General features: G+C 38.0%; 18 protein-coding genes. 11 read left to right on the forward strand and 7 right to left on the reverse strand.

Going from position 1 to position 23340, the window contains the following annotated elements; translation table 11 throughout:
• Positions 1-166 precede the first annotated feature (166 nt).
• The 4 genes from A8M50_RS03480 (at position 167) to A8M50_RS03495 (ending at position 2838) form a co-directional block, all read left to right on the forward strand.
• A complete protein-coding gene (locus A8M50_RS03480) occupies positions 167-1096 on the forward strand; it encodes a LysR family transcriptional regulator (RefSeq protein WP_005644704.1) in 930 nt (309 codons plus the stop codon).
• 9 nt (positions 1097-1105) lie between these two features.
• Positions 1106-1840, forward strand: coding sequence for an azaleucine resistance protein AzlC (gene azlC / locus A8M50_RS03485; RefSeq protein WP_005644701.1), 735 nt, complete (start codon positions 1106-1108; stop codon positions 1838-1840).
• Positions 1837-2166: a branched-chain amino acid transporter permease gene (locus A8M50_RS03490; RefSeq protein WP_005643719.1), complete on the forward strand. Its 330-nt coding sequence runs from the start codon at positions 1837-1839 to the stop codon at positions 2164-2166. The genes azlC and A8M50_RS03490 overlap by 4 nt, the downstream gene beginning before the upstream one ends.
• 438 nt (positions 2167-2604) lie before the next feature.
• Positions 2605-2838 (forward strand): YgjV family protein, encoded by a 234-nt coding sequence (locus tag A8M50_RS03495; protein ID WP_005628380.1) that lies wholly within the window; start codon positions 2605-2607, stop codon positions 2836-2838.
• Positions 2839-2913: 75 nt separating this feature from the next.
• Here A8M50_RS03495 and prfC read toward each other — a convergent pair whose 3' ends face one another.
• Positions 2914-4497 carry a peptide chain release factor 3 gene (gene prfC, locus A8M50_RS03500; RefSeq protein ID WP_005644678.1) on the reverse strand — a complete coding sequence of 528 codons (1584 nt, stop codon included), beginning with the start codon at positions 4495-4497 and terminating at the stop codon, positions 2914-2916.
• A gap of 178 nt (positions 4498-4675) precedes the next feature.
• Between prfC and A8M50_RS03505 the strand changes: the two genes are divergently transcribed.
• Positions 4676-5464: an enoyl-ACP reductase FabI gene (locus A8M50_RS03505; protein WP_005644958.1), complete on the forward strand. Its 789-nt coding sequence runs from the start codon at positions 4676-4678 to the stop codon at positions 5462-5464.
• Positions 5465-5529: 65 nt separating this feature from the next.
• Positions 5530-7509, forward strand: a complete 1980-nt coding sequence (gene rnb, locus A8M50_RS03510; RefSeq protein WP_005644866.1) for an exoribonuclease II — start codon at positions 5530-5532, stop codon at positions 7507-7509.
• Between the two features lie 197 nt (positions 7510-7706).
• On the opposite strand, the gene A8M50_RS03515 is transcribed toward rnb, so the two are convergent.
• From A8M50_RS03515 to malQ, 3 genes are read right to left on the reverse strand one after another with little or no spacing between them, the layout of a single operon-like run.
• Entirely contained in the window at positions 7707-9371 is a 1665-nt protein-coding gene (locus A8M50_RS03515; RefSeq protein WP_005644714.1) for a PTS transporter subunit IIBC, read from the reverse strand.
• 10 nt (positions 9372-9381) lie between these two features.
• Positions 9382-10173: an endonuclease/exonuclease/phosphatase family protein gene (locus tag A8M50_RS03520; RefSeq protein ID WP_005644690.1), complete on the reverse strand. Its 792-nt coding sequence runs from the start codon at positions 10171-10173 to the stop codon at positions 9382-9384.
• A 9-nt stretch (positions 10174-10182) separates the two neighbouring features.
• Positions 10183-13956: a 4-alpha-glucanotransferase gene (gene malQ / locus A8M50_RS03525; protein WP_005644807.1), complete on the reverse strand. Its 3774-nt coding sequence runs from the start codon at positions 13954-13956 to the stop codon at positions 10183-10185.
• Positions 13957-14151: 195 nt separating this feature from the next.
• On the opposite strand from malQ, the gene A8M50_RS03530 reads away from it, so the two are divergent.
• From A8M50_RS03530 to A8M50_RS03550, 5 genes are all read left to right on the forward strand, one after another.
• Positions 14152-14865, forward strand: a complete 714-nt coding sequence (locus A8M50_RS03530; protein ID WP_005644886.1) for a UTRA domain-containing protein — start codon at positions 14152-14154, stop codon at positions 14863-14865.
• A 412-nt stretch (positions 14866-15277) separates the two neighbouring features.
• Positions 15278-16264 (forward strand): mannose/fructose/sorbose PTS transporter subunit IIA, encoded by a 987-nt coding sequence (locus tag A8M50_RS03535; protein ID WP_005635874.1) that lies wholly within the window; start codon positions 15278-15280, stop codon positions 16262-16264.
• Positions 16265-16275: 11 nt separating this feature from the next.
• The gene (locus tag A8M50_RS03540) at positions 16276-17070 is read left to right on the forward strand and encodes a PTS mannose/fructose/sorbose transporter subunit IIC (protein ID WP_005628385.1); all 795 of its coding nucleotides are present in this window, start codon (positions 16276-16278) and stop codon (positions 17068-17070) included.
• 10 nt (positions 17071-17080) lie between these two features.
• A complete protein-coding gene (manZ, locus tag A8M50_RS03545; RefSeq protein ID WP_005644727.1) occupies positions 17081-17914 on the forward strand; it encodes a PTS mannose transporter subunit IID in 834 nt (277 codons plus the stop codon).
• A 61-nt stretch (positions 17915-17975) separates the two neighbouring features.
• Positions 17976-18359, forward strand: a complete 384-nt coding sequence (locus tag A8M50_RS03550) for a hypothetical protein (RefSeq protein WP_005644964.1) — start codon at positions 17976-17978, stop codon at positions 18357-18359.
• 69 nt (positions 18360-18428) lie between these two features.
• Here the strand turns inward: A8M50_RS03550 and argG are convergent, their stop codons facing one another.
• The 3 genes from argG to mrcB form a co-directional block, all read right to left on the reverse strand.
• Positions 18429-19763, reverse strand: coding sequence for an argininosuccinate synthase (gene argG / locus A8M50_RS03555; protein ID WP_005645050.1), 1335 nt, complete (start codon positions 19761-19763; stop codon positions 18429-18431).
• Positions 19764-19939: 176 nt separating this feature from the next.
• A complete protein-coding gene (locus A8M50_RS03560; protein ID WP_005644910.1) occupies positions 19940-20812 on the reverse strand; it encodes a phosphoribosylaminoimidazolesuccinocarboxamide synthase in 873 nt (290 codons plus the stop codon).
• A gap of 167 nt (positions 20813-20979) precedes the next feature.
• A complete protein-coding gene (gene mrcB, locus A8M50_RS03565) occupies positions 20980-23337 on the reverse strand; it encodes a penicillin-binding protein 1B (RefSeq protein WP_005644828.1) in 2358 nt (785 codons plus the stop codon).
• Between the last annotated feature and the right edge of the window lie 3 nt (positions 23338-23340).

Consider the following 23340-nt stretch of genomic DNA (forward strand, 5'->3'; position numbering starts at 1 on the left):
CCGCCAGGTTACCAAATACATAAATAAAGCAGAGTAGAATAAAAGATAAGAACCCCAGTTGAAAAGCTGGGGTTTTTGTTTTCTCTATAGAATATTAATTCGAATATTTCGTATTTTAAGGTATTATATCTATCATCTAATTTTCTATTTTGTATGAATATTTTTAATGAAACCAACCTTTCTAGAATTTAGACATCTTAAAACTTTGTTAGCTTTAAAAGAGACTGGTAGTGTTTCTTTAGCAGCAAAGCGAGTATATCTAACTCAATCAGCCCTTTCTCACCAAATTAAATTAATAGAAGAACAGTTTGGTTTACCTTTGTTTGAGCGTAAAAGTAATCCACTTCGTTTTACTTCGGCAGGAGAGCGTTTAATTCGTCTTGCTAATGAGGTAATGCCAAAAGTTGTTGATGCTGAACGTGATCTTGCACGGGTTAAACATGGTGATGCGGGTCAGCTGAGAATAGCTGTGGAATGTCATACTTGTTTTGATTGGTTAATGCCAGCTATGGATGAATTTCGTCGGCATTGGGGGCTAGTTGAGTTGGATATTGTATCTGGTTTTCATACGGATCCTGTTGGTTTATTGCTGTCTCACCGAGCCGATTGGGCGATAGTATCAGAAGTAGAGCATAATGATGATGTCATTTTTAAACCGCTCTTTTCTTATGAGATGGTTGGGATTTGCTCAAAAGATCACCCTTTAGCAGAAAAAGACATTTGGGATGCGGAAGATTTTGCAGATGAAACCTGGGTTACTTATCCAGTTCCTGATGATATGTTAGATCTATTGCGTAAAGTGCTTAAACCAAAAGGCATTAATCCTACTCGCCGCACAACTGAATTGACTATTGCTATGATTCAATTAGTGGCGAGTCGTCGTGGCATTGCGACTATCCCTTATTGGGCTGCGTTGCCTTATTTGGAAAAGGGTTATGTCGTGGCAAGAAAAGTCACAAAAGAAGGTTTATATAGCAATCTATATGCGGCGATTCGCAAAGAAGATGAATCCCTTTCTTATTTAGAAGATTTTTATCAAACCGTAAAAGCCCAAAGTTTTTCAACTTTACCTGGGCTATCTGTTTTAGATTTATAGAAGTAATAAATGAATTTTTCTCAACAAAATCAGCGGTCTCACCCTATTAGTGCGGCGGCTAAAGCAGCTTTTCCTTATAGTGCGCCAATGATTGCAGGATTTTTATTTCTTGGTGTGGCGTATGGTATTTATATGAAGGCACTAGGTTTCGGATTTTTATATCCTACTTTAATGGCTTTATTTATTTATGCCGGTTCTGTTGAGTTTATTGCTGCTGGAGCACTTATCGCGCCTTTTTCTCCCATCAGTGTGTTATTAATTACCTTGATGATCAGTACTCGTCAGATTTTCTATGGCGTATCAATGTTAGAAAAATATGGCGTACACATTGGTCATAAACGTTGGTATTTAATTACCACCCTTGTAGATGAATCTTTTTCTTTAAATTATATGGCTAAAATTCCACCGCACTTAGATAAAGGTTGGTATATGTTTTTTGTAAGCTTATATTTGCATATTTATTGGGTGGTTGGCGCTGCAATTGGTAACTTATTTGGCTCTGTCTTACCTTTTGATTTAAAAGGTGTGGAATTCTCGATGACAGCTCTTTTCTTAGTCATTTTTGCAGAAAATTGGATAAAGGAAAAATCTCATGAAAGCTCTCTCTTAGGTTTAGGGATTGCATTAGCTTTTTTACTGATTGTAGGCAAAGAATATTTCTTAATTCCAACATTAATTGGTATCTGGTTAATTCTAACTATGCGTGGACCTAAATTAGACACAAAATTGGAGTCGCTAAAATGACACTTACAGAACAGATTATGACGATTGGAATTTGTGTGCTTACGGTGCAATTTACACGCTTATTGCCATTTTTTGTTTTTCCAGCTAATCGTCCTATTCCACAATATATTCGCTATCTTGGGAAAGTTTTACCTCCAGCTATGTTTGGTATGCTTGTAGTTTATTGCTATAAGAATATTGATGTTTTAACTGGTTATCATGGTATTCCTGATTTTCTTGCAGGCATAGTGGTGCTAGGGTTGCATTTTTGGAAGAAAAATATGTTTCTATCTATTGCTGTTGGTACGCTTTTCTATATGCTTTTAGTTCAACTTGTCTTTATTTAAAATAAAATCATAACTTTCATTTATCTATAATCCTCTTGAATCTAAAGTTACTTCATAGTTTATAATCAATCCAATTTCTAGAATGATAGAAATTGGAATTGTAGTCATTACAAAAGATAGACCCTTGTTTTATTAAATTTCTTTATTGTTCATTGTTCGATCATCTAGATTACTAAAAGAATTTAGCCGGTGACAAAGTGCGGGTTGAGCGAGCTAATGTTATCTAATTCCCCCAAATTGGATAAGCTTCCCAAGATTTTAGATGTGCGCACTCGTCCCGGCTTTTTATGCGCTAATGATGATAAAAATACCTTTATTCTTTGTAAGATAAAATAATTTCCTCTTGCAATCGGTTGCTTTTTTTTCTGATCTTTTCCTTGTTTTAAAAATCTTTTATTATGACGCCCGTTTTTATTTTTAATCGAAGATAATAGAATTATGGAATTGAATTTAGTTGAATTATTGGGCTATATCGCAACCTTTTTTGTTGCTGTATCATTTTTGTTTAAATCTATCGTACATCTACGCATAGTGAACAGCATTGGCGCAATTTTATTTGTTATCTATAGCGTAATTATCGCCGCCTATCCTGTGGCATTATTAAATGCATTTTTAGCCGTTGTGAATGTTTATCAACTTTGGAGATTAAGACAAGAAAAAGTCTCTAAATAAAAGAAAAGCGTTGAATTAAATTTCAACGCTTTTTTTCTGGAAAAGTGCGGTGAAATTTCACCGCATTTTGTCATTTTAATGTTCACGAGTTTTGTAAAAAACGACATCAGGATAACGTTCTTGAGCTAAATTCAGATTTACCATTGTTGGCGCAATATAGGTTAAGTTATCTCCACCATCTAAAGCTAAATTTTGCTCATTTTTGCGCTTAAATTCTTCGAATTTTTTCGCATCGGCACATTCCACCCAGCGTGCGGTTGCAACGTTCACATTTTCATAAATCGCTTCTACGTTATATTCAGTTTTTAGACGAGAAACTACCACATCAAACTGCAAGACACCCACGGCACCAACGATTAAATCGTTATTCATTAATGGGCGAAATACCTGAACAGCACCTTCTTCTGAAAGTTGTACTAAACCTTTAAGTAATTGTTTTTGTTTGAGTGGATCTCTCAAGCGAATACGGCGGAATAGTTCTGGAGCAAAGTTTGGAATCCCCGTAAATTTCAAGGTTTCACCTTGCGTAAAGGTATCGCCAATTTGGATCGTACCGTGATTATGTAAACCAATAATATCGCCAGCGTAAGCTTCTTCGGCGTGAGCTCGGTCGCCAGCCATAAAGGTGAGTGCGTCAGAAATCACTACATCTTTACCAATTCGAACATGTTTTAGTTTCATGCCTTTTTCATATTTGCCTGAAACGACGCGCATAAAGGCAACACGGTCGCGGTGTTTTGGATCCATATTAGCTTGAATTTTAAATACGAAACCACTGAATTTTTCTTCTGAACTTTCGACTGTTCTTGTATCAGCTTGACGAGATTGTGGTTTTGGCGCCCATTGTGTTAAACCATCAAGGAAATGATCCACACCGAAGTTACCTAATGCTGTTCCGAAAAATACAGGCGTAAGTTCACCTTTAATGAAGGCATCATGTTCAAATTCGTTACTTGCGCCTTGCACTAATTCCAATTCATCACGAAGTTGTTGTGCTAAATCATCGCCAACAGCAGCATCTAATTCTGGGCTATTTAAACCTTTCACAATACGAACTTCTTGAATGGTTGAGCCTTGACCAGATTGATAAAGATAGGTTTCATCTTTAGCGATATGATAAACGCCTTTAAATAATTTTCCGCAACCAATCGGCCATGTAATTGGCGCACAACGAATTTTCAGAATATTTTCTACTTCATCTAATAATTCCATCGGATCGCGAATATCGCGGTCGAGTTTGTTCATGAAGGTGATGATTGGCGTATCACGTAAGCGAGTTACTTCCATTAGTTTAATTGTACGTTCTTCAACCCCTTTTGCTGAGTCGATAACCATTAAACAGCTATCCACAGCGGTTAAAGTGCGGTAAGTATCTTCAGAGAAATCTTCGTGCCCCGGAGTATCAAGTAAGTTCACCAAGCAATCATTATAAGGAAATTGCATCACGGAAGTGGTAATCGAAATCCCACGTTGTTTTTCCATTTCCATCCAGTCGGATTTGGCATGCGCAGTCGAGCCTTTGCCTTTTACAGAACCAGCTGTTTGAATTGCATTTCCGTATAAAAGTACTTTTTCGGTGATGGTTGTTTTACCTGCATCGGGGTGGGAAATAATCGCAAAAGTGCGACGTTTATTAACTTCTTCTAATGGATAACTCATTGTTTCTTCTTCGTTCAATTAAAAATGTGGGCTATTTTCGCTGATTTTAGGTTTTTGCTCAAACGAATTTGTAAATAAAGTGCGGTTGGTTTTCTTAGAAAAATTGGTCTGCTTTGTATAAAGACAAATTTTCGCTTATACTACTCAAGTTTTTTACGCTAACAATATAGGAAAAATTATGGGTTTCTTAACAGGTAAACGCATTTTAGTAACCGGTCTTGCAAGCAATCGTTCTATCGCTTACGGGATCGCAAAATCAATGAAAGAACAAGGTGCAGAACTTGCTTTCACTTATTTAAACGATAAATTACAACCGCGCGTAGAAGAATTTGCCAAAGAATTTGGTTCTGATATCGTGCTTCCTTTAGATGTGGCAACCGATGAAAGCATCCAAAACTGCTTTGCAGAATTAAGCAAACGTTGGGACAAATTTGATGGTTTCGTACACGCTATCGCATTCGCACCAGGCGATCAATTAGATGGCGATTATGTCAATGCGGCAACACGTGAAGGTTACCGTATTGCTCACGATATTAGCGCATACAGCTTCGTTGCAATGGCACAAGCAGCTCGCCCTTACTTAAATCCAAATGCTGCATTATTAACGTTATCTTACTTAGGTGCAGAACGTGCAATTCCTAACTACAATGTTATGTGTTTAGCGAAAGCGTCTCTTGAAGCAGCAACTCGCGTGATGGCTGCTGATTTAGGTAAAGAAGGTATTCGTGTGAATGCGATCTCTGCTGGTCCAATCCGCACTTTAGCAGCATCAGGTATTAAAAACTTCAAGAAAATGCTTTCTACCTTTGAGAAAACCGCTGCATTACGTCGTACAGTTACTATCGAAGATGTGGGTAACTCAGCGGCATTTTTATGCTCTGATTTAGCATCGGGTATTACTGGTGAAATCGTTCATGTTGATGCAGGTTTCAGCATCACCGCAATGGGCGAATTAGGCGAAGAATAATTTTTCTTACATTCTTTTTTAGGCAGGCTTTTCAGTCTGCCTTTTCTCTTTTTTAAAATATAACTATGTTTCAAGATAATCCTTTACTCGCACAGCTTAAACAACAAATCCACGACAGCAAAGAGTATGTAGAAGGCGTGGTAAAAAGCACAGATAAAGCCTATGGTTTTTTAGAGTGCGATAAGAAAACCTATTTCATCGCGCCGCCTTCAATGAAAAAGGTGATGCACGGTGACAAAATCAAAGCCACTATTGAAAAGCAAGGTGATAAAGAACAAGCTGAGCCGGAATCCTTAATTGAGCCAATGTTGACACGTTTCATTGCAAAAGTGCGGTTTAATAAAGACAAGAAATTGCAAGTTTTGGTTGATCATCCAAGTATTAACCAACCCATTGGCGCACAACAAGCTAAATCCATAAAAGAAGAATTACAAGAAGGCGATTGGGTGGTTGCTAATTTAAAAACTCACCCATTACGTGATGATCGCTTTTTCTATGCCACTATTAATCAGTTTATTTGCCGAGCTGATGATGAATTTGCCCCTTGGTGGGTAACATTGGCACGTCATGAGCAATCTCGTTATCCTGTGCAAGGCGCTGAAAGTTATGAAATGTTAGATCAACAAACCCGTGAAGATCTGACCGCACTTCATTTTGTGACGATTGACTCTGAAAGCACAATGGATATGGACGATGCCTTATATATTGAGCCTATCGAACAAAATGGTGAACAAACAGGTTGGAAATTAGTTGTCGCGATTGCGGATCCAACCGCTTATATTGCATTAGATTCTCAAATTGAAAAAGATGCGAAACAGCGTTGTTTCACCAATTATTTGCCAGGCTTTAACATCCCAATGTTGCCACGCGAATTATCTGATGAATTATGTTCGTTAATCGCAAATGAAATGCGTCCAGCCCTTGTTTGTTATATCGAAACGGATCTTGAAGGCAATATCACGGCTAAACCGTATTTTGTTTCGGCTTATGTTCAATCTAAAGCGAAATTAGTCTATAACAAGATCTCAGATTATTTAGAACAAGTGCCTGATGCATGGCAGCCGGAAACACCAAAAATCGCACAGCAAATTGATTGGTTACATCAATTTACCAAAGCGCGTATTCAATGGCGTAAAACGCATTCTCTTTTATTTAAAGAGAAACCGGATTACTCCTTTATTCTCGCTGAAAATGGCAAAGTGAAAGAAATTAAAGCGGAATATCGTCGTATTGCAAATCAAATCGTGGAAGAATCCATGATTATCGCCAATATCTGTGCTGCACAATTCTTAGCTGAGCAAGCGCAAACTGGTATTTTTAATACACACTCTGGGTTTGATAAGAAATTCTTAGAAAACGCGCATAATTTCTTAATGGCAAATTTAGCTAATGAAGAAAATCAAGCCGAGCTTGCTGAGCGTTATTCGGTAGAAAATTTGGCAACCTTAAAAGGCTATTGCCAAATGCGTCATGATATTGAACCAATTGAAGGTGACTATTTAGAATTCCGTTTACGTCGTTATTTAACCTTTGCGGAATTTAAATCGGAACTTGCTCCACATTTTGGTCTTGGATTAGAAGGTTATGCAACTTGGACATCGCCTATCCGTAAATATTCCGATATGGTGAACCATCGCTTAATTAAAGCTGTGCTCACACAACAAGCTTGTGAAAAACCACAAGATGAAGTCCTTGCTCGCTTACAAGAAGCGCGTCGTCAAAATCGCTTGGTTGAGCGTGATATCGCAGACTGGTTATATTGTCGCTATCTTGCTGATAAAGTCGCAGAAAATGCTGAATTTGATGCAGAAGTGCAAGATGTGATGCGTGGTGGTTTACGGGTTCAATTATTAGAAAATGGGGCATCCATGTTCGTACCAGCTTCTACATTACATCCGAATAAAGATGAAATGCAAGTGAATGCTGATGAATTGGCACTGTATATTCAAGGGGAACGCCGTTACAAAATCGGGGATTTAGTGAAAGTAAAACTCACCGAAGTTCTAGAGGAAACTCGTAGTATTATCGGTCAGTTAATCATTTAATGACCACTTCCCTTCTAATACTACAAATACCGCTCGTTACACAACGGGCGGTATTTTTTTATAGTACAGAAATTATGGAAATGTTTTCTACGTTGATAGTATTTGTGGATAGATTAAAGATGAGCAATATCGATATAAGGTATTAATATGATATCCCCGCCTTAAAAAGCGGGGATAAAATGAATGTTTAGGCTAAATTACATTTTAGGAATTTCTACGCCCGATGAAAGCACGTCTTGAATATCAGATTTTAAGACATCTGCTTTTGGTCCATAAATCGCTTGGATACCAGAGCCTTTCACAATAAAGCCCATTGCACCTGCTTGTTTCCAACTTGCTTCATCACCCACTAACTCTGGATTATGTACGGTGATACGTAAACGTGTCATACAAGCATCAACATCTGCAATATTATTACGTCCACCAAGTAAGTTGATGATTTGAATAACTTGCGTGCTAGCATTCGCCACTTTTGGCTCATCGCTAGAAGCTTCATCTGAACCTTTTGCATCATAGTTACCGTTACGGCCTGCTGTTGCAAGATTAAATTTCTTAATCATAAAGTTCGCGATAAAGAACATAGCCACTGCAAAGAGGATAGATACCCAAATAAAGTTGATCACATCCATACCGATACCGGCTTTAATCGCCATTGGTGTACGTGTTAAGAACTCAATGTTACCGAATGAATGCACACGTAAGTCAACAATATCTGCCATGGCGAAAGCACAACCTTGTACTAACGCATAAACAATATAAAGCGGTAAGGCGACAAACATAAACATGTATTCAATTGGTTCAGTCACACCAGTTAAGAACACCGCAAGTGCAGAAGAAAGGAAAATACCTTTATAGAGTTTTTTCTTGTCTTCATCCACATTGATATACATTGCGAGAGTCAAACCCATTAAGATACCAGTTGAACCAATCATTTGTCCTACTTTGAAGCGAGCAGGTGTCACAGTTGAAAGAAGTTCGTTATATTGCGTTAAATTACCTGCATCTTTAAGGTTAATTAAGTCAGAAATCCATGCAAGCCATAGTGGGTCTTGACCAAATACTTGTTTACCTTGTTGTACACCTGTTAAGAATTCATAAGTACCACCTAATGAAGTGTAGTTCATTGGGATAGTTAACATATGGTGTAAACCAAATGGAAGTAATAGACGCTCTAAGGTACCATAAATAAATGGTGCTAAAATTGGCGCTGAGTTTTGTGAGTTAGCAATCCATTGACCGAAATGATTAATTCCTGTCTGAACTAAAGGCCAGAATAATGATAGGAAGATCGCCACTAATACAGAACGATAAATAACAACGAAAGGAACGAAGCGTTTACCATTAAAGAACGTCAGTACTTCAGGTAATTTACGGAAATTGTAGTAACGGTTAAAAGTTGTTGCACCCACAAAACCAGCGATAATACCAACGAACACCCCCATATTTAACGCAGGTTGCCCAAGCACATTCACAAAGTAATTCGCCACAGGAATTTCACCGGCCAATACTGTACTTACATGTGCATTTGGATCCGCTAGCATTTCAAGTTTCACACCGAAAAAGTTACCGGTAATTAAGTTAATTAAAATGAAAGCCAGGCCTGCTGCAAATGCCCCACCCGCACGCTCATTTGCCCAGCTACCACCAATCGCTAAAGCAAATAATAAATGAAGGTTACCAATAATCCCCCAACCAATTTGAGCGATAATGTTTCCGACAAGCACTAGCCATTTCGCATCGCTAATCAAAGGCAGTGAGTTACCAATACTCACCATTAAACCCGCGGCTGGCATCACAGCAATCACAACCATTAGGCACTTACCGAATTTTTGCCAAAATTCAAAACTGAGCATTTTTTTCATATTGATTCTCCTACAAGATGAGAGCTACTTCTACGCCAAAATGGTCGGAAACAATCGGTTTATTTTTACCATTAAAAATAACCTGACTGGATAAAACCCTTTTTGCTTGGTTTAAAAAAATATAATCTAATCGCTTTTCTTCACTATGGCTTTTCCAACCGTCAATCGCTTTCTCCACAGTGATACCACTATCCTTTTGCTCTGCCATTTCAAATGTATCGAATAAGCCTAAGGATTTAATCTGCTGGTAAGCTTGCTGATCGCTTATTGCATCAGTATTGAAATCCCCCATCAGGATTTTAAGATTCACACTTTGAGTTCGCTCTACAATATAACGAATATTATCAAGTTGGTTTTCACCATCACAATGTGGCAAATTGATATGGCAAGAATAACATTCAATTAACTGGCCTTGATATTCTACCGTCAAGCCAATGATTTTACGCGAGAGAATCGAGTCAAGACGTTGATGTTGGCTACAATAAAACGCATCAACATCATAAACGGGCAAGCGCGTTAAAAACGCAATGCCCTCATCATATTTATCGTAACCAATATGCGAATTGCTCCAAAAAAGTGAGTATTTCTGTGCAACGCGTTGATTGATTTTATTTAACAGAATGACACCATAGTTATCTTGCTTTAACGTTGGCGAAATAGCAGGAGACGACATCAATTGATTAACCTCTTGTAAGGCGATAATGTCATAGCCCTTTTCCACAATAGTCTCAGCAAGAATCTCTATTTTTTCCGCTTGGTTAGCTTCTAACCAAGCGTGTACATTCAGGGTAAGTAGTTTCATTGCTTCCCCTTAGTCCTCACAATGCCAGATGTCTGCATTATATTGAGCAATAGTGCGATCTGATGAGAAGAAGCCCGCTTTTGCGATATTGTGAACGACTTTCTCATTCCATCTATCTTGATCTTCATAATCGGCTAAGATTTGTTCTTTCGCTTCAACATAAGCATTAAAATCAATTAACGTCATAAACCAGTCTTTATTCAATAATTCGTTATAAAGACGTTCTAAACGTGTTTTATTGCCTAATTTCACCACGGCTGGATTCAGAATAAAATCGACCGCTCTTTTAATCTCTTTGTCGTTTTCATAATATTCTTTTGAAACATAACCTGCTGTTTCATAAAGTTTAATAATGCTTTCTGAATCTTTACCGAATGTATAGATATTTTCAGCACCGGCTAATTCTGCAATTTCAACATTAGCGCCGTCCATTGTGCCTAAGGTTAATGCTCCATTCAGCATAAATTTCATATTACCAGTACCGGAAGCTTCTTTAGAGGCAAGTGAAATTTGTTCTGAAATATCGGTTGCTGGAATCAGTTTTTCCGCCACGCTCACATTATAGTTTTCCACTAAATGCACGTTTAAATACTTATTCACTTTAGGATCATTATTGATTAACTCAGATAAACAAAGAATTAAATGAATAATATCCTGTGCAATCACATAAGCGGGTGCCGCTTTTCCGCCGAAAATCACCGTAATTTTACGTTTTGGTAATTTACCTGCTTTAATTTCCAAGTATTTATGAATCACATAAAGCGCATTCATTTGTTGGCGTTTATATTCATGGAAACGCTTAATTTGCGTATCAATGATTGAATTTTCATCTAAATCAATACCTTTATTTTCTTTAAGGTACGCTTTTAATGCTAATTTGTTTTCAAACTTAATTTTCGCTAATTGTTGATGAACCTTTTTATCACCTTTAAAGGCTAACAATTTCTCTAATTTCGTTGCATCATACAAATATTCATCACCAATCAATTCTTTAATGTAAGCGGCTAATGCTTGGTTAGAAAACTCTAACCAACGGCGGAAGGTAATGCCGTTTGTCTTATTATTGAATTTTTCAGGATATAACGCATAGAACGCTTTAAGCTCTGAATTTTTCAAAATCTCCGTATGTAACGCGGCCACACCATTCACAGAATTCGAAAAGTGAATATCCATATGCGCCATATGCACACGTTTTTGTTTATCGATAATTTGTACGGCAGGATCTTTATACTCGGCACGCACTAATTTATCTAATTTTTTAATGATCACCACTAAATGCGGCACCACTTCATCTAGATAATCTAACGGCCATTTTTCTAGCGCTTCAGCCAAAATCGTATGGTTAGTATAGCCCACCATATTACGTACAATTTCAACCACTTCTGCAAATTTAATCTGATGTTTTTCCGTTAATAAGCGAATTAATTCAGGAATCACCATTGAAGGGTGAGTATCATTGATTTGAACATACGCATAATCGGCTAAATCATGTAAATTACTGCCACGAGCAATCGCTTCATCAATTAATAACTGTGCCGCATTTGATACCATAAAGTATTGTTGATAAATACGCAGTAATTCCCCATTTTTATCTGAATCATCTGGATAAAGGAATAATGTTAGATTTTCTTCAATCGCAGTTTTATCAAACTCAATACCTTTTTTAATCAGTTTAGGATTCACTGATTTAATATCAAATAAATTGAGATAGTTTTTCGTGTCTTTCTTATAACCTAGAATATCAATACGATCTAGTTTAGAGGTTAACGTAAATTTCTTAAATGGCACCTCATAGCTAATATCCGTTGGAATTAACCAAGAGTTCTCTTCAATCCAATCATTAGGATCCGCATGTTGTTCATTCTTTTTGAAGACCTGTTTGAACAATCCATAATGATAGTTTAAACCTACCCCCTCAGCATTTAAGCCAAGTGTAGACATGGAATCAATAAAACAAGAAGCCAAACGACCTAAACCACCATTTCCTAAAGACGGTTCTGGCTCAATATCTTCAATATGGCTTAATGATTTACCCGCACTTTCTAATTCCGTTTTGATGTCCTGATACACACCAAGGTTAATCAAGTTATTAGAAAGTAATTTACCGATTAAAAACTCTGCTGAGATATAGTAAACCTTACGTTTACCCGTGTTTTTAGGTTTATCTGCAGAAAGTGCTTTTACGTAATTTAATAATTGAATATAAGTTTCTTTATCACTTAATTGCTCAAGCGATTTATTAGTTTCGTTTTTTACAAATGTACTAAATTTAATCATTGGGTTTTCCTGATTAGCACGTTGATATAACGTGGTCATTTTTGCTAAAAAGTCTTTTTTATCTTGTGTTAAATCTGATTGCTGCATTCTCCATTGCCAGTTTCCACCAATTGTTGAAGGAACATTCATTCTTGAACTCGCAGGCAAATCTAAAACATCTTGCATTGTGGCAATCGCTGTATTGCTGACCGTTGCAAAGAGCTGACGAATCATTGCTTGGCAAATCGACTCATCATTATGACGGTTCGTATAATCATTAATATATTGTTGCTGTTGATCGGTAAGACCGTTATACCAACCATTAGTCACATCGTTATCATGTGTACCGGTATAAACAATAGAATGCGGGATGCAATAATGCGGACTGTCTAAGCTTTTTCCACTGACATCTTCAAAGCCAAATTGCAAAATCTTCATACCTGGATAATTACAATCTGCAAGCAGTTTTCTGGCTTTATCATCAATATTACCTAAGTCTTCGGCAATAATCGGTAAATCGCCCAATTGCTCTTTAACAGCTTTGAATAAATCATAGCCTGGACCTGGCTGCCAACTACCATATTTGGCAATATCGGCTTTTCCATCCACTTGCCAATAATCGGAAAAACCTTTGAAATGGTCGATGCGAAGTACATCATAAATTTTGAAGCTTTCTTCAATACGGTGAATCCACCAAGTATAGCCTTGTTTTTTATGCTCTTCCCAATCGTAAAGCGGGTTGCCCCAAAGTTGCCCCGTTGCACTGAATTGATCGGCAGGAACCCCCGCCACAAAAAGAGGATTACGTTCTTTATCTAATTGGAAGAGTTCTGGTTTTGTCCAAACTTCTACGCTATCTGCCGCTACATAAATCGGCATATCACCGATAATCTTAATGCCCCTTTGATTCGCGTAATCTTTTAATTCGCTCCATTGTTTGAAGAAGAAATATTGCGTTACTTTAAAGTACTGAATTTGATCTGCTAACATAGTGCGATATTTTTCTAATGTTTTTGGAGCACGCGCTACCGCTTTTTTATCATCCCATTTCTGCAATGCTTGATTGCCGAAATGCTCTTTAATTGCCATAAACTCAGCAAAATCGTCTAGCCACAAGCGGTTGTTTTTCTCAAAATTCTTGAAATCTGCTTGGAATGCTTGATTCGCTAAAAAATTTTTCACGGCTGTTTCTAAAATCGGGCGGCGCGCATAGAAGACGCGTTCATAATCCACGTTAGTTGGATCTTCACCAAAATTGACCGATGCATAATCCGCTTCTTTCAACAAGCCCATTTGGGTTAATAAGTCAAAATCAATAAGGTGAGTATTGCCTGCAATCGCAGAGAAAGATTGATAAGGAGAATCACCATAACTGGTAGTGGTAAGTGGAAGAATTTGCCAATAAGTTTGTTTGGTTTCAACTAAAAAATCAACAAACTCATAAGCTGATTGCCCAAAACTACCAATACCGAATGCATTTGGTAGCGAGGTAATGTGCATGAGAACACCACTTGAACGAGTAAGCATAATATTTCCTCTAGGAAGTCATGATTTTGGCTCATTCTAACCTAAACATATTTTAACGCAATAACTTTTACGTAAAAGCTTAAAACATTTTCGTAAAAGAGTGATACTCATCACACTTTATACGTATAACATTTTGGATTTTATGATATGCTATAGCTATACCTATGGAACGAATGGTAGATAAAAGGATTAAAAATGAGTAAGTACAAGAAGGTTTATAACGATATAAAAACCCAAATTAACAGTGGTAATTTTGCGCCATTGCAAGAACTTCCTAGTGAAAATGAACTCATGCAAAGCTACGGTTTTTCCAAAGATACTATTCGAAAAGCGCTTTCTCTACTTGAAATTGATGGCTATATTCAAAAGCAACAAGGTCGAAATTCGATTGTTTTAGAACATGACTTATCTAAACCACAAATGCTTTCTGAAATTAAAACCGTCAGCGAATTAAACAGTGCCTCAACACATCAAGTGAAAACCACATTAACCAGCTTGTATATTGTGCAAGGCGAAGAAGAATTGATGGATATCTTTAATGTCAATGATCAGATCGATTTCTACCGCATTGCTCGTCTCCGTGAAATTGATGGTGAAGCGGTTGAGCATGAAGTGTCTTATTTTGATCGCCGCATCGTGCCTTTTATTAGCCGAGAAATCGCTGAACACTCTATTTATCACTATTTAGAAAACGAATTAAAATTAAGAATTAGCCACTCACAACGAAAAATTGTCTTTCGTTATGCAAATGAAGAAGAAAAAAATGCGATCGATCTTGGTGAATATGACATGGTTGTGAATGTGACGAGTACCACTTATTTGGCTGATGGTCGACCGTTTCAATATGGGAGTATTAGTTATCGACCAGATAAGATTGCGTTTACATCAACAGCAAAACGACATGTCTAGTTTTTTTGTAAATGATAAGTTGTGATTAAAAAATTCATAAAAAAGTGCGGTCATTTTGATCTGCACTCCAAAAGTTGGACTCAACAAACCAACAATTGAGGTGCAGATTTTTTTATGGGTAAACACTACACAATTGAATTTAAATTACAGGTTCTTTAACCGATTTTCAGTGATTGAAAATCGGTTTTTCTTTTTTAAAAACTTTCTTAGTTTATACCGCACTTTTTATCCAAAAATTCTGAAGTGTAATTAAGCCTAATGCACGCCAAATTATTCCGTTTACAATACCTTTTTGTGTTCTAAAAAATTGATGTATGTCAATTTTAATGGTACAAGCACTTATAATTATCTTGAGTTACGCAACCGTTTACTCTATGCTTTTGACGATTTATTTCAACCTTAGGAGTATCCAATGATTCAAGTAATCGTTGCAGCTCACGGCAAGCTTGCTGCTGAGTTGGTCAATTCTTCTGAAATGGTATTCGGTGAGGTGGAAGGACTTCACGGTGTAACATTCGTTCCAGGAGAAGGGCAAGACACCTTGGTGGAAAAGTATGAGGCTATTATTGCTGAATGCTCGCCATCAGATAGCGTGTTATTTTTGGTAGATTTATTTGGTGGTAGCCCCTATAACGCGGCGGCCCGAGTAGCGGCAAAACGTCCTCAAGATGATATTGTCACTGGTGTAAGTTTACCAATGTTATTAGAAGTATTAGATGCCAAGGATGATGCAAAATCAGCGGAAGCACTTGCTGATGTCGCCAAGGAAGTTGGGGTAATGGCAGTGAAAAGTTATCGGAAACCAGATGACGTTGCCTCTTTCGCTCAACCTGAAACTCCAAAAGAGGAAGCAAAAGAAGAACAAGAAAGCGAAGAAGATAATACTCAATACGATCCTAATGGACGTATGAGTGTCAATTTACTGCGTATTGATGATCGTTTAATTCATGGCCAAGTTGCTACTTCTTGGGCAAAAGCAGTGAAATGCGAAGCCATTTTTGCTATTAGTGATGAAGTGGCAAATGATGAATTACGTAAGGAATTGCTTCTTCAAATTGCGCCGCCACATTTGAAAGCCTATGTAATTCCTGTGGATAAAGCGATTAAGGTTTACAACAATCCAAAATATGCGAGCCGTAATATTTTAATGCTTGTGACCAAGCCTGAAGATGCAGTGCGTTTAATCGAAGGTGGTTTGCGTATTGATACCATTAACGTGGGCGGAATGACGCATAAAGAAGGAAATAAACAGCTTTCTGATGCAGTCACAGTGAATCCATCTAATGTCGCTGCATTCAAAAAATTACTTGATATGGGCGTGAAACTTTCCCTTCAAAAAGTGGCAGCGAATAAGCCTGTTGAACTTACTCGCGAAAAACTTGATTCAATTAAATTCTAGGAGCGCATTTTATGTCAACAATGGAACTCATTTTAGTCGTGCTTGTCGCGGCAATTTGCGGTATGGGGAGCGTATTAGATGAACGTCAAACCCACCGTCCACTTTTTGCTTGTACTATGATTGGCTTGGTATTAGGCGATCTTGAAACCGGTATTATCCTTGGCGGTACATTAGAAATGATCGCACTAGGTTGGATGAACGTTGGGGCAGCAATGGCGCCAGATGCGGCACTTGCTAGTGTGATCTCTGCGATTCTTGTTATTAAGGGTGGTCAATCAGTGGGGACGGCGATTGCTATCGCGGTGCCAGTTGCTGCTGCAGGTCAAGTGCTTACTATTTTCGTACGTACACTAACAATCTTCTTACAACATAAAGCGGATAAATTTGCTGAACAAGCTAATTTCCGTGGGATTGAACTTTGCCATTTTGCAGGGCTTTCTTTACAAGCATTGCGTGTTGCAATTCCTGCATTAGCGGTTGGTTTAGTCGCAGGTACTGATGCCGTAACTAGCGCATTAGATGCAATTCCTGAAGTGATTACTCGTGGCTTACAAATTGCCGGTGGATTTATCGTCGTAGTGGGTTATGCAATGGTGATTAATATGATGCGCGCGGGTGCATTAATGCCATTTTTCTTCCTTGGTTTTGTTATTGCTTCCTTTACTAATTATAACTTAGTTGGATTGGGTATTCTTGGTACTTGTTTAGCCATGCTTTATATCCAATTAAACCCGCGTTTTAACCAAGTCGCAATGCCAGTGGCAAGCAAAAGAAAACTTGCTGATAACGAATTAGAAGGTCTATAAGGAGCGTATTATGTCAGAACAAAAAGTAACTCTTACAAAGGGTGATATTTTAAGTACTTATTTCCGTTCAACGTTCCTTTTAGGATCATTTAACTTTGAACGTATGCAATCAATGGGATTCTGTGTTTCGATGATCCCAACAATCAAACGCTTATATAGCAAAAAAGAAGATCAAGCTGAGGCACTCAAACGCCATCTTGAATTTTTTAATACTCAACCTTGGGTGGGATCTGCAATTATGGGCGTGACTGCCGCAATGGAACAAGAGCGCGCGAATGGTGCAAAAGATGTGGATGATGCGGCAATTAGTGGTGTAAAAGTCGGACTTATGGGGCCATTAGCTGGTGTGGGCGATCCTATTTTCTGGGGAACTTTGCGCCCAGTTTTAGCCGCACTTGGTGCTGGAATTGCCTTAACAGGAAGCATTTTAGGTCCATTATTGTTTTTTATCTTAATCAATGTGATCCGTGCTGTTACTCGCTGGTATGGTTTCAAATATGGTTATGAAAAAGGCACAGAAATCGTTTCTGATATGGGTGGTGGACGTTTGCAAAAAATCACTCAAGGAGCTTCTATTCTTGGTCTCTTTGTCATGGGCTCGTTGGTTTCTAAATGGACAAGTATTAATGTCCCATTAGAACTTACTCGTTATAAAAACCAATTAGGTGAAGAAGTTGTTGTAACATTGCAAGGCGTATTAAATGATCTACTTCCAGGTTTATTAGCCTTATTACTGACTTTCTTATGTATGTATTTATTACGTAAAAAAGTGAATGCAATGGTGATTATCTTCGGTTTATTTGGCGTGGGGATTTTAGGTTACTGGGCTGGTATTCTTGCATAATCCTTGCGAAAGTTAATAATAAGGGCGATGATAACGCCCTTATTTTTTATGGTGAATTTGAATGAAATTATCTGAACTTATCCAAGCGCCACCCAGTGAAACTTATATTAAAAACAGCTCTCGACTGGTTTCAGGCTTATTTGTTATAGGTGGGTTGCTTTATTATCTGACAAACGGTTATGGCACTGTCATTGCATTGGCATTAGCACTAATTGTTTTAGTTGGGCAAAAAATGTTGCTTACCCAAGCAAATAAGGATTTTACTGATATGTATCAAGCACAAGCTTTATTTGAAAAAACACAAAACTATGATTATTTACGTTTTATTATGGCGCGTTCAGAGCAGATGCTAAAGGATAATAAAGTGCTTTCTGACAAAGCAAAAAATGAAATCCATAAGCTGCAGGAATTTTCTCAAGGTGAATTAGAAAAGATGGAGGAATAAAAAATGGCTACATGAAGTAGCCATTTTTATAAGCGGAAAAGTGCGGTCAGTTTTCACCGCTCTTTTATCTTATTTCTTGCCTAATTGTGGCAATACTGAATCTTTAATTGCGCTTAATAAACCTGTTTGTGCATAGATACCAAGTTTACCTCGGGTGTCAGATACATCTAAATTACGCATTGTTAATTGACCGATACGATCAATTGGATCAAATGGCGCATCTTCGACTTTTTCCATACTTAAACGCTCTGCTTCGTAGGTTAAGTTTGGTGATTCGGTATTTAAGATAGTGAAGTCGTTACCACGACGAAGCTCAAGTGTTACCGTACCCGTAATTGCTTTTGCCACCCAACGTTGTGCTGTTTCACGCAGCATTAAGGCTTGTGGATCAAACCAACGACCTTGATATAACAAACGGCCTAAACGGATACCATTAATACGATATTGTTCGATGGTATCTTCATTGTGAATACCAGTTACTAAACGTTCGTAAGCGATATGCAATAATGCCATCCCTGGCGCTTCATAAATACCACGAGATTTTGCTTCAATAATACGATTTTCGATTTGGTCAGACATCCCTAAACCATGACGGCCACCGATACGATTGGCTTCTAGAATAATATCAACTGCATTATCAAAACGTTTACCATTTAATGCGACAGGGACGCCTTCTTCAAAAGTGACGGTTACTGTTTCTGGTTTAATTTCTACATTCTCGTCCCAAAATGCTACACCCATAATTGGTTTAACAATTTTCATGCCAGTGCTTAATTGCTCTAAGTCTTTTGCTTCATGGGTTGCACCTAGCATATTGGAATCGGTCGAGTAGGCTTTTTCAACGGACATTTTGTAGTCAAAACCATGTTCGATAAGAAATTGAGACATTTCAAAGCGGCCACCAAGTTCTTCAATAAATTGCGCATCTAGCCAAGGTTTATAGATTTTTAAATTTGGGTTTGTTAATAAACCATAACGATAGAAGCGTTCGATGTCATTCCCTTTGAATGTAGAGCCATCCCCCCAAATATTTACATCGTCTTCTTTCATTGCCGCAACGAGCATAGTTCCGGTTACGGCACGACCAAGTGGAGTCGTATTGAAGTAAGGAATTCCGCCTGTAGAAATATGGAATGCACCGCATTGAATTGCAGCAATGCCTTCATGAGCAAGCTGAGCACGACAATCAATTAAGCGAGCATTTTCTGCACCATACGCCATCGCTTTTTTCGGGATTACGCTGTAATCATCTTCATCAGGTTGACCTAAATTGGCGGTGTATGCATAAGGCACCGCGCCTTTTTGACGCATCCAGAGTAATGCTGCGCTGGTGTCTAAGCCTCCAGAGAACGCGATACCGACTTTTTGCCCTTCAGGTAAATGTTGTAGAATTGTATTTGACATATCTTTTCCTTGTTTATAATTCAGATTGAATAATTAATCATTTTAATTGAATAAAAAGTCATTTAAATATAACCTCACTTTTTATGTTTGTCTAGCCTTTTATGTATTAAGACTAAAAATCTTTAGTTGTCATCATGCATAAAAATCCCCGCTGTAAATAGCAGGGATTTTGATCTCTATTTTGTTAATAAATCCAGCGCTTCCTGATATTTATCAACAGTTTTCTGAATAATATTTTCTGGTACTTTCGGTGCGGGAGCTTGTTTATTCCAGCCGCTATTTTCTAACCAATCGCGTACAAATTGTTTATCGAATGATGGAGGATTAATCCCTTCTTGATAAGTATCGACAGACCAAAAACGACTAGAATCTGGTGTTAATACTTCATCCATTAAGGTGAGCGTGCCATTTTCATCTAAACCAAATTCAAATTTTGTGTCGCAAATAATAATGCCTTTAGTCAGTGCATATTCTGCAGCAGCAGTATAAAGTGCGATAGCTTTTTCTTTTACTTGTGCGGCTAAATCAGTCCCGATGAGTTTTTCACATTCTGCATAGCTGATATTTATATCGTGATTGCCGACGGCTTCTTTACTTGATGGGGTGAAAATAGGTTCTGGTAATTTACTGGCTTCAACTAAGCCTTCAGGTAATTTTAATCCGCAGATTGTACCAGTTTGTTTGTAATCTTTTAAACCACTGCCAGTTAAATAGCCACGTACGATAGATTCAATTTTAATGGGATTCAAACGTTTACACACTACAGCGCGATCTTTGATTAAATCAGCTTCTTCTTTTGGCAACACATCATAAACACTCTCACCAGTGAAATGATTAGGCATAATGTGAGCAAGTTTGTTAAACCAAAAGTTGGAAATTTGAGTCAGGATTTCGCCTTTTCGTGGAATGGGATCATCTAAAATAACATCAAACGCAGACAAGCGGTCAGAAGCAACCATTAGCATGCGTTTATCATCGATTTCATAGAGATCACGTACTTTACCTGAATAGATTTTTTTTAGACTTAAAGTGGGGAGTTGTTGTGTCATCGTTTTGCACCTGTATGAAAGTAAAAACTGGCGCGTATTGTACCGCACTTTTAAAGCAAACGTTTGCTATTTTTTAAAGAAATAAAAAAATCCCCTGAAATTTCAGGGGAAGTGTAGTTTTTTCGCTTCAAAATATTTGCTTATTATAAGAAATATACCGCGATGAATTATTGAGCGGGTGGATTTGGGTTATCTAATACATCCCAGACGCTTTCTTGTCGAGGAGCAATTTCTGTTTCAGCTGGTGGAGTAGCTGGTGATGGAGAAGCATTTGGTGTGCCTCCACAGAAATTTTGCCCATTATTCACCCAAACTGGGATCACTCGATTGCTGTCACAATCCCAGCTACCATGTTGGGTAATACCAACCCATTTCATATTCGCTGGTTTATTTAGCTTCAATTTTTCAATATAAGTGTGGCTTAAATAATCTTTATAAATTTGTAATGCACCCGATGCACCGGTAAGTTTTGTTTCGCCATTATCATCGCGACCAAGCCAAACTGTGCTGATATTTTTTCCATCGATCCCCACAAACCAAGTATCACGCGCATCATTTGTTGTCCCTGTTTTACCAGCTAAACGTAAATCCGCATAATCATTTTGCAAGCTACGAGCTGTACCACGTTCAACAGTTTGTTGCATCGCAAATAACGTTTGGAATGCTGCTTCTTGTGGGACCACTTGTTTTGCGGTTTTATCATGTTGGTAAATGATATTTCCTTGACGATCCGCAATGGTATCGACGGTTGTGAGGTCAATCCGTCCACCTTGATTCGCAATAGTTTGATAAAGTTTAGTTACATCATAAGGTGAGATGGTATAAGCGCCGAGTAACATAGCGGGCACTTTTGGAATTTCTACATTATCCCATCCCATCGCTTTTTGTGTATCAATGACTTTACTCAAGCCGACTTTCATCCCAATATTCACAGTCGGAATATTTAAAGAACGTGCTAAGGCATCCATTAACATCACTGAACCACTATATTTTTTGTCATAGTTGCGCGGCTGCCACGGCGGACTACCTTTGACATTAATTGTAATTGGCTGATTATTAATTGGGGTATTTAAACGGAACTGTTCTGGATTCGAAAGTGCGGTCAAATAAATTGATGGTTTTACTAAAGAACCAATCTGACGTTTTGCCATTAATGCACGATTAAAGCCTGCATATTGCGTTTGCAAACCACCCACTACCGCACGAATTTCACCCACGCGGTAATCCGCAACAATCATGGCGCCTTCTAAATATGGATTTTTAGTTTTCAGTTGTAGTTGTGAAACTGTATTCACCACTGCATTTTCTGCTTGGGCTTGTTGTTTTAAATCCATTGTGGTGAAAATCCGTGCGCCAAGTAAACTGGAGATTTTATGTTCGCCTAGTTCACGACGTAAATCCGCCTGTAAAGTCTGAATAAATGACGGATATTTACGGGATATTTGTCCTTTTTGTTGAACACCTAAAGGTCGTTGGCTTAATAATTGGTAAAGTTCATCACCGATCATTTTATGTTCAAGCATGAGCTTTAAAACAACATTACGACGTTCTAAGGCATTTTGAGGATTACGCCAAGGATTATAAAGTGAAGGACCTTTGACCATCCCGACTAAAAGTGCAATTTGATCTAAGCTAATTTCACGAATCGAACGACCAAAATAGAATTGGCTGGCTAATTCAAAACCGTGAATTTGCGTATCACCATTTTGTCCGAGATAAATTTCATTAAGATAGGTTTCGAGAATACGATTTTTATCATAACGCCAATCTAACACCAATGACATCAAGGCTTCATTCGCTTTACGGGTAATCGTACGCTCGCTTGATAAAAATAAATTTTTCACAAGTTGTTGAGTGAGCGTACTCCCACCTTGTACCGTTTGCCCCGCACGGATATTGGTAATTAATGCTCGTATAATCCCCACTGGGTTTATACCATGATGATCATAAAAACGGCGATCTTCCGTTAAAATTAAGGCGTCAATCAATAAGCGCGGGTAATTTTGTAAAGGAATTGCAAGGCGATCTTCATTATCAGATTCCAACATTGCAATTAATTTTGGCGCAAGGCGAAACTCATCTATTGCTTTTACGGCAACGAGATCTTCAATTCGATTAAGTTTGTTATCGACAAAGCGTAAACGTAAAACTCGTTGTGGTTCTGGTTTATCAGGGAAAGGGAAAGCGCGGCGAAGAACCACAATGGTATCATCTTCCAATTTGAAATCACCTGGTGCGGCAACCATGGTCGTTTGGCGATATTCGTTATCTAATAAAATTTGAATTACTTCATCAAAAGCGAGATTATCTGAAATTTTCACACTTTCAATGCGGCTATACACTTCAGCAGGCAGACGCCAAATTTGCCCGTCCATTTTCGAACGGATTTGCCAATCTAAATATCCGCCATAAAATACAGTTAATACCGCACCAGTAAACGCGACTTTTAATAGAAAGCTTTTGAAAGAACTGCGTTTTTTAGGTGTTTTTTCTTCGGGATTTTTTTGAACGTTTTCGGTGGTCATAGT

It is taken from the genome of Haemophilus haemolyticus (genome assembly GCF_001679045.1).
GTDB lineage: Bacteria > Pseudomonadota > Gammaproteobacteria > Enterobacterales > Pasteurellaceae > Haemophilus > Haemophilus haemolyticus.

Bases quoted from the DNA above. Each gene is read 5' to 3' on its own strand.
- A8M50_RS03505 (WP_005644958.1), top strand. From the start codon at position 4,676: ATGGGTTTCTTAACAGGTAAACGCATTTTAGTAACCGGTCTTGCAAGC.
- A8M50_RS03495 (WP_005628380.1), top strand. From the start codon at position 2,605: ATGGAATTGAATTTAGTTGAATTATTGGGCTATATCGCAACCTTTTTT.
- mrcB (WP_005644828.1), bottom strand. From the start codon at position 23,337: ATGACCACCGAAAACGTTCAAAAAAATCCCGAAGAAAAAACACCTAAA.
- A8M50_RS03550 (WP_005644964.1), top strand. From the start codon at position 17,976: ATGAAATTATCTGAACTTATCCAAGCGCCACCCAGTGAAACTTATATT.
- A8M50_RS03530 (WP_005644886.1), top strand. From the start codon at position 14,152: ATGAGTAAGTACAAGAAGGTTTATAACGATATAAAAACCCAAATTAAC.
- A8M50_RS03520 (WP_005644690.1), bottom strand. From the start codon at position 10,173: ATGAAACTACTTACCCTGAATGTACACGCTTGGTTAGAAGCTAACCAA.
- argG (WP_005645050.1), bottom strand. From the start codon at position 19,763: ATGTCAAATACAATTCTACAACATTTACCTGAAGGGCAAAAAGTCGGT.
- A8M50_RS03540 (WP_005628385.1), top strand. From the start codon at position 16,276: ATGTCAACAATGGAACTCATTTTAGTCGTGCTTGTCGCGGCAATTTGC.
- azlC (WP_005644701.1), top strand. From the start codon at position 1,106: ATGAATTTTTCTCAACAAAATCAGCGGTCTCACCCTATTAGTGCGGCG.
- A8M50_RS03515 (WP_005644714.1), bottom strand. From the start codon at position 9,371: ATGAAAAAAATGCTCAGTTTTGAATTTTGGCAAAAATTCGGTAAGTGC.
- A8M50_RS03535 (WP_005635874.1), top strand. From the start codon at position 15,278: ATGATTCAAGTAATCGTTGCAGCTCACGGCAAGCTTGCTGCTGAGTTG.
- A8M50_RS03480 (WP_005644704.1), top strand. From the start codon at position 167: ATGAAACCAACCTTTCTAGAATTTAGACATCTTAAAACTTTGTTAGCT.
- A8M50_RS03490 (WP_005643719.1), top strand. From the start codon at position 1,837: ATGACACTTACAGAACAGATTATGACGATTGGAATTTGTGTGCTTACG.
- A8M50_RS03560 (WP_005644910.1), bottom strand. From the start codon at position 20,812: ATGACACAACAACTCCCCACTTTAAGTCTAAAAAAAATCTATTCAGGT.
- manZ (WP_005644727.1), top strand. From the start codon at position 17,081: ATGTCAGAACAAAAAGTAACTCTTACAAAGGGTGATATTTTAAGTACT.
- rnb (WP_005644866.1), top strand. From the start codon at position 5,530: ATGTTTCAAGATAATCCTTTACTCGCACAGCTTAAACAACAAATCCAC.
- prfC (WP_005644678.1), bottom strand. From the start codon at position 4,497: ATGAGTTATCCATTAGAAGAAGTTAATAAACGTCGCACTTTTGCGATT.
- malQ (WP_005644807.1), bottom strand. From the start codon at position 13,956: ATGCTTACTCGTTCAAGTGGTGTTCTCATGCACATTACCTCGCTACCA.